The sequence below is a fragment of the Roseovarius sp. MBR-6 genome, from assembly GCF_040547525.1.
Lineage (GTDB): Bacteria > Pseudomonadota > Alphaproteobacteria > Rhodobacterales > Rhodobacteraceae > Roseovarius.
Map to the genome: position 1 here is coordinate 21,137 of NZ_JBEPPW010000002.1, position 12,629 is coordinate 33,765.

Annotated in this window: 12 protein-coding genes; 4 read left to right on the top strand and 8 right to left on the bottom strand. The window is 65.9% G+C overall.

The genetic code is table 11. From position 1 onward, the window contains the following. Window positions 1-8: 8 nt before the first annotated feature. From rpsA to ABIE57_RS02450, 8 genes are all read right to left on the bottom strand, one after another. Window positions 9-1,688, bottom strand: a complete 1,680-nt coding sequence (rpsA, locus tag ABIE57_RS02415; protein ID WP_354537402.1) for a 30S ribosomal protein S1 — start codon at window positions 1,686-1,688, stop codon at window positions 9-11. Between the two features lie 220 nt (window positions 1,689-1,908). After that, window positions 1,909-2,883: an alcohol dehydrogenase catalytic domain-containing protein gene (locus ABIE57_RS02420; protein ID WP_354537403.1), complete on the bottom strand. Its 975-nt coding sequence runs from the start codon at window positions 2,881-2,883 to the stop codon at window positions 1,909-1,911. Next, window positions 2,880-3,632: an SDR family NAD(P)-dependent oxidoreductase gene (locus ABIE57_RS02425; protein ID WP_354537404.1), complete on the bottom strand. Its 753-nt coding sequence runs from the start codon at window positions 3,630-3,632 to the stop codon at window positions 2,880-2,882. Before ABIE57_RS02425 ends, ABIE57_RS02420 begins: the two co-directional genes overlap by 4 nt. A 1-nt stretch (window position 3,633) precedes the next feature. Next, complete coding sequence (gene hisD / locus ABIE57_RS02430) at window positions 3,634-4,941, bottom strand: histidinol dehydrogenase (protein WP_354537405.1); 1,308 nt, start codon at window positions 4,939-4,941, stop codon at window positions 3,634-3,636. Window positions 4,942-4,950: 9 nt separating this feature from the next. Next, on the bottom strand, window positions 4,951-6,279 hold the full coding sequence (locus ABIE57_RS02435) for a TRAP transporter large permease (RefSeq protein WP_354537406.1): 1,329 nt from the start codon (window positions 6,277-6,279) through the stop codon (window positions 4,951-4,953). Between the two features lie 11 nt (window positions 6,280-6,290). Next, entirely contained in the window at window positions 6,291-6,803 is a 513-nt protein-coding gene (locus ABIE57_RS02440; protein WP_354537407.1) for a TRAP transporter small permease, read from the bottom strand. A 101-nt stretch (window positions 6,804-6,904) separates the two neighbouring features. Next, window positions 6,905-8,053, bottom strand: coding sequence for a TRAP transporter substrate-binding protein (locus ABIE57_RS02445; protein WP_354537408.1), 1,149 nt, complete (start codon window positions 8,051-8,053; stop codon window positions 6,905-6,907). Window positions 8,054-8,094: 41 nt separating this feature from the next. After that, the gene (locus ABIE57_RS02450) at window positions 8,095-8,268 is read right to left on the bottom strand and encodes a hypothetical protein (protein WP_354537409.1); all 174 of its coding nucleotides are present in this window, start codon (window positions 8,266-8,268) and stop codon (window positions 8,095-8,097) included. Window positions 8,269-8,380: 112 nt separating this feature from the next. On the opposite strand from ABIE57_RS02450, the gene ABIE57_RS02455 reads away from it, so the two are divergent. Genes ABIE57_RS02455 through arsJ form a run of 4 tightly spaced genes read left to right on the top strand, consistent with a single transcriptional unit; the run spans window position 8,381 to window position 12,573 of the window. Next, on the top strand, window positions 8,381-9,421 hold the full coding sequence (locus ABIE57_RS02455) for a LacI family DNA-binding transcriptional regulator (RefSeq protein ID WP_354537410.1): 1,041 nt from the start codon (window positions 8,381-8,383) through the stop codon (window positions 9,419-9,421). Between the two features lie 51 nt (window positions 9,422-9,472). After that, window positions 9,473-10,312: a metalloregulator ArsR/SmtB family transcription factor gene (locus tag ABIE57_RS02460; RefSeq protein WP_354537411.1), complete on the top strand. Its 840-nt coding sequence runs from the start codon at window positions 9,473-9,475 to the stop codon at window positions 10,310-10,312. Window positions 10,313-10,318: 6 nt separating this feature from the next. After that, window positions 10,319-11,326 (top strand): ArsJ-associated glyceraldehyde-3-phosphate dehydrogenase, encoded by a 1,008-nt coding sequence (locus ABIE57_RS02465; RefSeq protein ID WP_354537412.1) that lies wholly within the window; start codon window positions 10,319-10,321, stop codon window positions 11,324-11,326. After that, window positions 11,323-12,573 carry an organoarsenical effux MFS transporter ArsJ gene (gene arsJ / locus ABIE57_RS02470; protein WP_354537413.1) on the top strand — a complete coding sequence of 417 codons (1,251 nt, stop codon included), beginning with the start codon at window positions 11,323-11,325 and terminating at the stop codon, window positions 12,571-12,573. Before ABIE57_RS02465 ends, arsJ begins: the two co-directional genes overlap by 4 nt. Window positions 12,574-12,629 lie beyond the last annotated feature (56 nt).

The following is a 12,629-nucleotide window of genomic DNA, read 5'->3' on the forward strand; positions in this document are numbered from 1 at the left end:
CGTTTCGCTTACTTGTCGCCCTTGAGCGCCGCGCCGAGGATGTCGCCCAGCGACGCCCCCGAATCGGACGAGCCGAATTGTGCGACGGCCTCCTGCTCTTCGGCAATCTCGCGCGCCTTGATCGACAGGCCCAGACGGCGGGTCTTGCTGTCCACGTTGGTCACGCGCACATCCACCTTGTCGCCCACCGAGAACCGCTCGGGGCGCTGCTCGGAACGGTCGCGCGACAGATCGGAGCGCCGGATGAAGGATTTCGCGCCTTCATACTCCACCTCGATGCCGCCATCCTCGATCGAGGTCACGGTGACGGTGATGATCGAGCCGCGCTTCACGCCGCCCACCGCCTCGGCGAACTTGTCGCCGCCAAGCCCCTTGATCGAGAGCGAGATACGCTCTTTCTCGACATCGACCTCGGAGACGACCGCCTGAACCACGTCGCCCTTCTTGTAGTTCTGGATCGCGTCCTCGCCACGCTCGTCCCAGCTCAGATCGCTGAGATGGACCATGCCGTCGATATCGCCATCCATGCCGATGAAGAGGCCGAATTCGGTGATGTTCTTGACCTCACCCTCAACCTCGGAACCCGGCGGATGCTGTTCGGCGAACACTTCCCACGGGTTGCGCATGCACTGCTTGAGACCGAGCGAGACGCGGCGTTTCGCGCCGTCGATCTCCAGCACCATGACCTCGACCTCCTGAGAGGTGGAGACGATCTTGCCGGGATGCACGTTCTTCTTCGTCCAGGACATTTCCGAGACGTGCACAAGGCCCTCGACCCCCGGTTCCAGCTCCACGAAGGCGCCGTAATCGGTGATGTTGGTGACGCGGCCGGTATGGACAGAGCTGAGCGGATATTTCGCGCCCACCACATCCCACGGATCTTCCTGAAGCTGCTTCATGCCCAGGCTGATACGGTGGGTGTCCTTGTTGATCTTGATGACCTGAACCTTGACGGTCTCGCCGATCGACAGGATCTCGGACGGGTGGTTGACACGCCGCCAGGCCATGTCGGTGACGTGCAGAAGGCCATCGACACCGCCCAAGTCCACGAAGGCCCCGTATTCGGTGATGTTCTTGACCACGCCATCGACATTCTGCCCCTCGGTGAGGTTGGCGATGACTTCGGCGCGCTGCTCGGCGCGGCTCTCTTCCAGGATGGCGCGGCGCGACACGACGATATTGCCGCGGCGACGGTCCATCTTGAGGATCTGGAACGGCTGCTTGAGCCCCATGAGGGGGCCTGCGTCGCGCACGGGGCGCACATCGACCTGAGAGCCGGGCAGGAAGGCCACGGCACCGCCCAAGTCGACGGTAAAGCCGCCCTTGACGCGGCCAAAGATCGCGCCTTCGACACGCTCTTCGTCAGCATAGGCCTTCTCGAGACGGTCCCATGCCTCTTCGCGGCGGGCCATCTCGCGGCTGATCACGGCTTCGCCGCGGGAGTTCTCTGCCGAGCGCAGGAAGACCTCGACCTCGTCGCCGACCTTGATGTCGGGCTGCTCACCGGGATTTGCAAATTCCTTGAGATCGACGCGGCCTTCCATCTTGTAGCCGACATCGATGATGGCCTGGCCCGCCTCGATGGCGATAACCCGACCCTTGACGACAGAGCCCTCATCGGGCGTGTCCATTTCGAGGCTTTCATTAAGGAGGGCCTCGAATTCCTCCATGGATGTGTTCTGAGCCATGTGGCGTCGTTTTCCTTTACATCTGTTTTCGGGCCGAGCGGTTGTCTCCGCCGGTCTTGGGTGCGTCGTTGGTCGGGCGGGGCACAAAACAAAGAGGGCCGGTGGTGCCGACCCTGCTCGATCTCTGCTGCTTCGTGGCGATTCCGCCTTGTTGACAGGGGGCCGTATAACCGCGGATGCAGGGCAAATCAAGCGGCAAGGCGCAAGGCCGCCCCGAACCCTACGGCCTGAGCACGATCTTGGGCGCGGCAACGCGGCCCGCGCGGATATCGGCGAAGGCCGCAGCGCCGTCGGAAAGCGGGCGTGCCTCGGCCCAGTCGAGCGGGCCGAGGCGACCGGCAAACATCGCCTGCGCCGTGTCGCGGAAATCCTGGCCCGTGTAGGTATAGGTGCCGATGAAGGTGATTTCCTGCAACGTCATGCGGCGGATATCCAGCCCGCCTGTATCCTCGCCCAACCCGATATGCACGATCACACCGCCGGGTGCGGCCAGCGCCGAGGCGGTGGCGCGGGTGGCGGCAAAACCCACGGCATCCACCACCAGCGGCCACGCGCCCTCGGGGGCCGCCACCGCCGTTACATCGCAATGCAGCGCCAGATAGCTGCGCCGCGCGGCGTTCGGCTCTGCCACCACCACCTCGGCACAGCCCATGGCCCGCAGCGCCAGCGCCGCCGCCAGCCCGATCGCCCCGCCACCGATGACCAGCGCGCGGCGCTCGTCGGCCTCGTGGAGCGCCCCAAGCGCCAGCCGCGCGGCGTGCCAGCTCACCGCCAGCGGCTCGGCCAGCGCGGCGATCTCAAAGGGGATATGATCGGGCACGCGCACAAGGTTGCGCTCGGGCATGGCCAGCACCTGCGCAAAGGCCCCCTCGCGCGGCGGCATGGAGATGATCTGCCGCGCAGGACACAGGTTCTCGCGCCCCGAGGTGCAGGCCGGACAGGTGCCGCAGGTGACCAGCGGGTTGACCGTCACCCGCTCGCCATCCCGCGCCCCGCCGATAATCACCCCCGCCGCCTCGTGGCCAAGGATCAGCGGCGCGGGACGGCGCGCATCATGGCCGACATAGGCGTGCATGTCCGAGCCGCAGATCCCCACGCTCTCGACCGCGATCAGCACCTCGCCGGGCGCAGGCTCCGGGTCGGGCACATCGCGGAAATCGAGGGTCTCGATGCCGGTATAGACCAATGCTTTCATCGTGCCGTAAACCCCCCGTCGACCATCAATATCTGCCCCGTGACATAGCGTGACGCGTCGGAGCACAGGAAGAGCAGCGGCCCGTCCATGTCCTCTGCCCGCCCGTTGCGCCCGATACAGGTTTGGGCCGCGTTGCGCTCCGCGCGTTCGGGATCGTCGAACACCGCCGCCGTGAGTTCGGTGGGGAAAAACCCCGGCCCGAGCGCGTTGGCGGTGATGCCGTGGGGCGACCACGCCTCGGCCATGGCGCGGGTCATCTGCGCCACCCCGCCCTTGGACGCGCCATAGGCGATGCCCGCGGGAAAGGCGCGATAGGATTGCAGCGAGGCGAAATTGACGATGCGGCCCCAGCCCTTGGCCTGCATCGCCGGCACAAGGGCCTGTGACAGAAAGAAGGGCGCGGTGAGGTTGACGGCCAGCGTCGCCTCCCAGCCCTCTGGCGTGACATCATCGGCGGGTTGGCGCAGGTTCAGCCCGGCGGCGTTCACCACGATATCGGGCGCACCAAAGGGCGCGGCGACGCGCGCCGCCAGATCGGCCATGTCACCCGCCGCGACATCACCCGCCACCGCCGCCACCTCGCCGCCCGCCTCATTGCACCAGTCATCGAGCGCCGCGCGCCGCCGCGCAACGCCCACCACCCGCGCGCCCGCCCGCGCCAGCACCAGCGCCGCGCGCCGACCCAAGCCCGAGCTTGCGCCGGTCACGCAGGCCACGCGCCCCGCGACGGAAAAGAGATCGTCCGCCACCTCAGCCCTCTGCCGAAAGGTCGAAATTCTCGCCCGGAAAATACTTGCGCAGGCGGATATCGGCGGTGCGCGCGTGCCCCTCCATCCCCTCCAGCCGCGAGATGCGCGCGGTGGCCTCTGCCACGGGCTTCGCCCCTTCTCGGGTGGCGCGCTGCCATGTGACGATCTTCATGTATTTATGCACCGACAGGCCGCCGGTATAATGCGCCGCGCCGGAGGTGGGCAGCACATGGTTCGTGCCCGCCGCCTTGTCGCCAAAGGCCACGGTGGTCTCCTCGCCCAGAAACAGCGAACCATAGCAGGTGAGCCGCGCCAGCCACCAATCCAGATCAGCGGCCTGCACCGTCAAATGTTCGGGCGCGTAGGCGTCCGATGTGGCGGCCATCTCCTCGCGGTTCCCGCAAACGATCACCTCGGCATAGTCGCGCCACGCCGCAAAGGCGTTGTCGCGGTTCACCTCGGGCAGATCGTCGATCAGGAGCGGCACGAGGCGCATCACCTCCTCGGCCAGCGCGCGATCATCGGTCACCAGCCAGACGGGCGAGTTGTAGCCATGCTCGGCCTGACCCACCAGATCGGTCGCGACGATCATCGGATCGGCGCTGCCGTCGGCAAGGATCAGGCTGTCGGTAGGGCCCGCGATCATGTCGATGCCGACACGGCCAAAGAGCATCCGCTTGGCCTCGGCCACGAACTGGTTGCCGGGACCGACAAGGATATTGGCCTTCGGCAGACCGAACAGGCCGAAGGTCATCGCCGCCACCCCCTGCACGCCGCCCATCGCCAATATCTGATCGGCCCCGCAGACATGCGCGGCATAGACGATGGCGGGCGCGATGCCCACGCCGGGGCGCGGCGGCGAACAGGCGGCGATATTGCTGCATCCGGCCACCTTGGCCGTGGTCACGGTCATGATGGCGCTGGCGATATGGCTATAGCGCCCGCCCGGCACGTAACAGCCCGCCGCCTGCACCGGGATCGCCTTTTGCCCGGCAATCAGCCCCGGCACCACCTCGACCTCGAAATCGGCCACGGTGGCTTTCTGCGCCTCGGCGAATTTGCGCACATTCGCATGGGCAAAGTCGATATCGCGGCGCAGCTTTTCGGGCACAAGCGCGGTGGCTGCCGCAATCGCCTCGGGCGTCAGGATCAGGTCGCCGTCGTATTTGTCGAATTTCGCGGCATATTCCAGCGCGGCGGCATCCCCGCGCGCCTCGATATCATCGAGAATGCCGCGCACGATGTCGCGCGTCTCGGAGGCGTCGCTGCGCGAATGGCGGGGGGCTTTCTTGAGATAGTCGCGGGGCATGAATGACTCCTATTTGTAGATGTCGGGAAGCAGCGTGGTGGAAATCGCCGGAACATAGGCGATGAAAAGCGTCACCACGAACATGAAGAACACGAAGGGAATGGCGCGATACGCGATCCGCAGGATCGATTCGCCCGTCAGCCCGGCCACAACAAAGAGGTTGAGGCCCAGGGGCGGCGTGATGAAGCCCACGCCCAGCGCGGTGATCATCATGATGCAGAACTGGATTTCGTTCATGCCGATATTGTCGGCCAATGGCTTCAGGATCGGCGCGAGGATGACGATATTGGGCGTCGTCTCCATCACCAGCCCTGCCGCGATCAGGATGAGCACCATCATCAGGATCAAAACCCATGGCTCCTCACTGACCGAGGTGGCCGCCGCGACAAAGCCCTGCGGCACGCCCATGATCGCCAGCGCCTGCGCCAGCGGCAGCGAGAAGGCGATGATCGGCAGGATCACCCCGTTGACCTTGGCCGAAGAGATCAGCATCGACGGAAAATCGCTGAGCTTCAGCGTGCCGAGGATGAACCCCATGATGATCGTCACCACCACCGCCGTGGCCCCCGCCTCGGTCGGGGTCATCTGGCCCGAGAAGATACCGTAGAAGATGATCCCCGGCACGATGAACGCATACCAGCCGGATTTGAGCGCCACGCCAAGCCGCCTCGCCCACTCGGAGAACGACATGTTGCCGCCGCCCTCCCAGCCGTAAAGCCGGTTCATGATGATATTGGTGGCAAGGATCGACAGCAGGATGGCGATGCCGGGAATGACCGCCGCCAGAAAAAGCGTCGAGGCCGAGATGCCCAGCACCAGCCCGATGACGATATAGGCGATGGAGGGCGGGATGAGGATGCCGGTGCAGGCCCCCGCCGCCACCAGCGCGCAGGCATAGGGGCGCGGATAGCCCGACTCCACCAGCCGGTTGATGGTCATCCGCCCCACCGCCGCCGCCCCCGCCGCATCCGAGCCGGAAATGGCCGCGAACATCCCGCACACGAGCACCGTGGCCGAGCCGAACCCGCCCTTGGCAAATTGCGTCAGCGCCTCGGCCACGTCGAGAAACTTGCGGCTGAGCCCCGTGCGCACCAGCACATCCCCCGTCAGGATGAAAAGCGGCACGGCGGTGAGCGCGAAATGGTCGATGCCGTGGAAAAGGCTCTCGCCCACAAGGCTGAGCGGCAGCGCGCCCGACCACATCAGCATGATGATCGCCGACGCGCCGATCGCCGCCCAGACCGGCACGGCAAGCGCCACCAGCAGCACGAACAAGAGAACCGGACCGTAGAAATCCCAGCCAAGCTCGACCGTCTGTTGCATCTGGTTCCAAAGCATGACGCGCCCCCTCAGTCGAACATCTTGCCGCCTTCGTAGACGGGGTTCCCGTGACGAAGGTCGTGCAGGTCGCGCAGGAAGGACTGCACGAGGCGAAGCATCATGAGGCCGAACCCGATGGGGACGGCGGCGAGAAACCAGACCTGGCTGATCCGAAGCCCATGCGTGACCGAGCCGAACTTGGCCGAGACAAGCACCGTCTCCAGCGACCAGTAAAACGCCACGATGGCGACCACGAACATCACCAGATCGCCGAAGATATACAGCGCCGCCTTCACCCGCCGCCCGACATATTCAAGGATCACGTCGATGCGGATATGCGCACGCTCGCGCACCGCCGCCGCCGCCCCGATCCAGGCGAGGTAGATGAAGGCATAGCGCACGATCTCCTCGCCCCAGATCGAGGAATAGGACAGCACTTCGCGCCGCAGCACCTCGATGAACATCGTCACCACCAGCAACACGTAAAACACCAGAAGCGCCCAGCGTTCGGCATTGCGGTCAAGCACCTTGAGCAGTTTCATGGGCGACGCTCCTATCGGGGCCGCGCGACAGGGCGCGGCGTGCTGCGGTCGTGCTGTCTCTTGCAAAGGCAGGGCCGGTTTGCTCCGGCCCCGCCCCTCGCTCAGGCGTCGTGGACGTAGTATTTGCCCTGCGTGCCCGCCGCCTCGGCCAGCTTCTCGAAGGTCTCCATCGAGCCTGCAAGCTCCAGCTTGAACGGGTCCCATTCGCTGCGCTGATAGCCGCCGGTCGCCTGCCATTCGGCCAGTTGATCGTCGGAGAGGCTGTGGAATTGCACCCCGGCAGCGGTCAATTCGGCCATCGCATGGGCACGCGCCGAGGGCACCTTGGCAAGGTTCTGATGCGCGGTCATCTCGCCCGCCCATTCGATCCCCTCTTTCACATCGCCCGGCAAGCCGTTGAACCACTCAAGGTTGACCGAATAGACCTGACTGTCAGGCACGGCCTGGGTAAAGGTGATGTGGCTCAGGATGTCCTTGAAGCCAAAGACAAAAAGCGCGCCCACCGACGGGTCGAGCGCATCGGCCACGCCCTGCTTGATCGCCGAAGGCGTCTCGCCCCAGGCCACGGGCGTCGGGTTGGCGCCCACCATCCGGTAATATTGCTGGAGCATCTTTGAGCCCGGCACCCGGAACTTGACGCCCTTGAGATCGCCGGGCGTCAGCACCGGCCCGGCCCTGCCCTTGCGCATCGCCACCACGCGCGGGTCGATCACCACGTAGAACAGCGGCTTGAACCCCGCCGCCTCAACCTTGGGATGCACTTCGGATGTCCACACATCCGATGACACCAGATTGGTGAACCGCTGGTTGGAGCCGCAGAAATAGGGCAGGTTGATGAGATCGACCGCCGCCGCAAAGGGCGCGAAATTCGACAGCGAATGCTGCGCCGCCTGAATCGTGCCGCCCTGCACCGCCTGCACCAGCGCGCCGCCCGCACCAAGCTGCCCGCCGGGGGCAAGCTTGACATAGACCTTGCCTGCCGTGGCGTTCTGGATGTTCTCCTTGAGGTCAAGCTGCATCATCGGATAGCTGCGCGACGTGCCCAGCACATAGGCCGTGGCAATCGTCATCACATGCTCGGCCGCCTGTTCGCGCGCGCGCTCTTCCTGCTGGGTCTGGGCGGCGGCCTCGGATGACCACAGCGCCCCCGCCGCACCCGCCACCATCGCGGCGGTAAAGCCTCCGCTGGCCGCGAGTTTGAGAAAATTCCGGCGTTCCTCGGACGCAAGCCCGTTTTCAATCGGTGTCATCATGCTCCTCCCTGTTGAGCGTCATTATTATAAGCGTTTGATTATTTTCTGGCCTCCGCCTCACGGCGCAGGATCGCCACCACAAAGGCCACCGAAGCGGCCAGCAAAAGCAGCATCGCCTGCACGTCGCTCAGGAGCGCGGCGCCCGCCAGCGCGCCCAGCGCCACATCGAGCACGAACGCGGCAAAGAGCAGCGCGGCAATCGCAAGAACCATGTCGTCTCCTCCCGATGCGGACATGAGTCCCGTCAAATGTAAGAGCTTACATTGCACCATGCAAGCCTTTACATTATCGTGCAGCCAAGGACTTGAACGATGGAGGCCCGAGGTGCCACGCCAGCGAGACGACGCCACCACCGCCGCGCCGACGCTCGAAGACGTGGCCGCACGCGCGCGCGTCTCGACCGCCACCGTCTCGCGCACGCTCAACTCCCCCACCCTTGTCAGCGCCGCCACGCGCGCGCGCGTCATGGCGGCGGTCGAGGCGCTTGGGTATGCCCCCAATTTCGGCGCCCGCGTGATGGCCGCCAGGCGCACCAACACCTTTGGCGCGATCATCCCGACGATGGAGAACGCGATCTTCGCGCGCGGGCTTCAGGCCTTTCAGGAGGAGTTGGGCCGCAACGGCATCACCCTTCTGGTGGCGTCCTCCTCCTACGATCCCGCGCTGGAAGAGGATCAGATCCGCGCCCTCGTCGCACGCGGGGCGGATGCGCTTCTGCTGATCGGCCATGACCGCACAGAAGCGGCCTATGACCTGCTCGACCGGCGGCGCATTCCCTATCTTGCCGCCTGGGTGCATGACCCGGCCTCGCCGCGCCTGTCGATCGGGTTCGACAATCGGGCCGCCATGCAGGCGTTGGCGGAAAAGGTGCTGGGGCTGGGGCATCGCCACCTGGCCGCGATCACCGCGCCGCGTGCGCAAAATGACCGCGCCCGCGCCCGGTTCGATGGGATCGGGGCGGCGATGCGCGCAAGGGGGCAGGATGCCGGCGCGCTCGCAGTCGAGGAAATGGCCTATTCCATCGAGAACGGTGCCGCCGCGTTTCGTCGGCTGATGGCGCGCAGGCCGCGCCCCACCGCCGTGCTCTGCGGCAATGATGTCTTTGCCGCGGGCGCGCTGATGGCCGCGCGCGAGATGGGGCTGTCGGTTCCCGGCGATGTCTCGGTCACCGGCTTTGACGATATCGAACTGGCGGGGATCGTCACGCCCGCGCTTACCACGGTGCATGTGCCCCACCGCCAGATGGGCCGCCGCGCGGCACAGATGCTTATCACGCTTTGCGCGGGCAAAGATCCGGGGCCGAGCGTGAAACTGGAGACAAGCATCGCCTGCCGCGCCTCGCTCGGACCGCCGCCAGGGGCGTGATGTCACGAAACCTTCACTTGAAACATGTTTGATTTCCATTAATCGGGAATTATGGAAATAAATGATGCTTCTCTCGCCTTCGCCACGCTTGGCCATCCGGCGCGCCTTGCGGTGTTCCGGCTACTCATGCGCTTTGCGCCGCACGGCCAGCGCCCCACGGATATCGCCGCGGCGCTTGGCCTGAAACAGAACACCCTCTCGCATCACCTCTCCGACCTTGCCGCCTGCGGGTTGATCCGTTCCAGACGGCAGGGGCGCACGCTGCTCTATTCGGTCGATCTTGACGCCACCGAGGCGCTGATCGGCTATCTCGCGCTCGATGTGGGACGCGCGCGGCCCGATCTCATCGCCCCCCTCCTCGCCACAAAGGACAGCCCCATGACCGACAGGTTCAACGTCCTCTTCATTTGCTCGGGCAATTCGGCCCGCTCGATCTTTGCCGAGGCGCTGCTGCGCGATCTGAGCAAGGGTCGGTTTCAGGCGTTTTCCGCCGGCTACAACCCCAACTCCACGCTCAACCCCTTGGCGCTCGACATCCTGCGGCGCAACGGGCACCGCGTGGAGGACATGCGCTCCAAGCATGTCTCCGAGTTTCAGGCCGAAGGCGCGCCGGTGATGGATTTCGTCTTTACCGTCTGCGACACGGCAGCGGGCGAGGAATGCCCGCCCTGGCCCGGCCAGCCCATCACCGGCCATTGGGGCCTGCCCGACCCGGTCAAGGCCACCGGCACCGAGGCGGAAAAGGCGCTGGTCTTTGCCCAGACCTATGCCGCGCTGCGCCGCCGGATCACCGCCTTTGTCGAACTGCCCTTCGAGAGCCTGAGCCGCCTGGCGCTTCAGGCCCGCGTGGACGAGATCGGCACCGACGCCGCAACCCAAGAGAAAGCCTGACATCCCATGCCCCGGATTGCCCTCAACGGCCTTGGCCGCATCGGAAAGCTTGTTCTGCGCGACCTGATCGACAGCGGCAGCGGTGGCGAGATCGTGCTGCTGAACGATCCCGTGGGCGATGCCGAACAGCACGCCCTCCTGATGGAGTTCGACTCGGTCCATGGCCGCTGGCGCACCCCGGTGGGCCATGCTCCCGGTGCCCTGGTGCTGGATGGCCGGACCGTCCGCCTCACCCATGAGCGGGCCATCGCGGCCCTGCCGCTCGCCGAGATGGGCGTCGATCTGGTGATCGACTGCACCGGCGTGTTCAAGGCCGGGGCGAAACTCGCCCCCTATTTCGACGCCGGGGTCAAGAAGGTTGTGGTCAGCGCCCCGGTCAAGGACGGCGGCGCGCTCAACCTTGTCTATGGCGTCAATCATCACCTTTACGACGGCACGCAGCGCGTCATCACCGCCGCCTCCTGCACCACCAATTGCCTGGCACCGGTGGTCAAGGTCCTGCACGAGGCCATCGGCATCCGTCACGGCGCGATCACCACGATACATGACGTGACCAATACCCAGACCATCGTCGACCGCCCGGCGAAGGACATGCGCCGCGCGCGCTCGGCGCTCACCAACCTCATTCCCACCACCACCGGCAGCGCCACGGCGATCACGCTCATCTATCCCGACCTCAAGGGGCGCCTGAACGGCCATGCCGTGCGCGTGCCGCTGCTCAATGCCTCGCTGACCGATTGCGTGTTCGAGATGGCCCGCGAAACCACCGTGGAAGAGGTCAACGCGCTCTTCCGGGCCGCAGCCGACGGGCCGCTTGCCGGTATCCTCGGATTCGAGACGCGCCCGCTCGTGTCGTCCGACTATACCAACGATCCGCGCTCCTCGGTCATAGACGGGCCCTCGACCATGGTCGTGAACGGCACGCAGGTGAAGGTCTATGCGTGGTATGACAACGAATGGGGCTATGCCTGCCGTCTGGGCGACATCGCCCGCATGGTCGCGGCCACGCTGTGACGCAGACCGCCAATCCGCTGCGCGCCTATGCGGCCGTCACGGCGGCCTATTGGGCCTTCATGCTGTCGGATGGCGCGCTGCGGATGCTCGTTCTCTTGCATTTCAACACGCTCGGCTTCACGCCTGTGCAACTGGCCTGGCTCTTCCTGCTCTACGAGGTGGCGGGGATCGTGACCAACCTTGCGGCGGGGTGGCTTGCCGCGCGCTTCGGGCTGGCGGCGACGCTCTATGGCGGGCTTGCGCTTCAGATCGGCGCGCTTGTGGCCCTTGCACAGCTTGACCCGGCATGGAGCATCGCTGCCTCGGTCGCCTTCGTCATGGCGGTGCAGGGCATCTCGGGCGTGGCCAAGGATCTGGCCAAGATGTCCTCGAAATCCGCCGTCAAGCTGCTGGCACCTTCGGGCGACGGCGGGCTGTTCCGTTGGGTGGCCTGGCTCACCGGCTCCAAGAACGCGGTCAAGGGCGCGGGCTTTTTCCTTGGCGCGGCGCTCCTCGGCCTTGCGGGGTTCAACGCGGCCGTCTGGGGCATGGCCGCTCTTCTCGCGGTCATCCTTGCGGCGGTGGTGCTCTTCCTGCCCGCCGGTCTGCCGGGACGCATGAAATCCGCCGAGGCCTGGGGCGGCTGGCGCTCTGCCGATCCGCGCGTCAACCGGCTCAGCCTTGCGCGGATGTTCCTTTTCGGCGCGCGCGACGTGTGGTTCGTGGTGGGCGTGCCGGTCTATTTCCAGATGGTGCTGTCGGACGGCACCGACGCGGGGCGGCGCGAGGCGTTCTTTCTGGTGGGCGGCTTCATGGCGCTCTGGATCATCGCCTATGGCGGGGTGCAGGCGCTTGCCCCCCGCCTTCTGGGGGCGAGATCACAACCCGAGAGCGCGATCACCGCGCGCGCGATCCGCTGGGCGGGGTGGCTGGTGCCGATCCCCTTTGCGTTGGCGCTTGGCGCGCTCTTCGCGGGTGGTCCGGCACCGTGGCTCACGGGCACGCTGGTGGCCGGGCTTCTCCTTTTCGGCTTTGTCTTTGCCATCAATTCCTCGGTCCATTCCTATCTGATCCTCGCCTTCGGCGCGGCGGACCGGATCACCCGCGATGTGGGCTTCTACTACATGGCCAACGCCGCCGGTCGGCTCATCGGCACGCTCCTGTCGGGCCTGAGCTATCAGGCGGGCGGCCTGCCGCTCTGCCTTGCCACGGCCGGGGTCATGGCGCTGGCAAGCTGGCTGGCCGCGCGACGGCTGGCGGCGGTCTGAGGCCACGAAAAAGCCCCGTCACGACCGGCGCGACGGGGTGAGGTAAGGATGTCCGG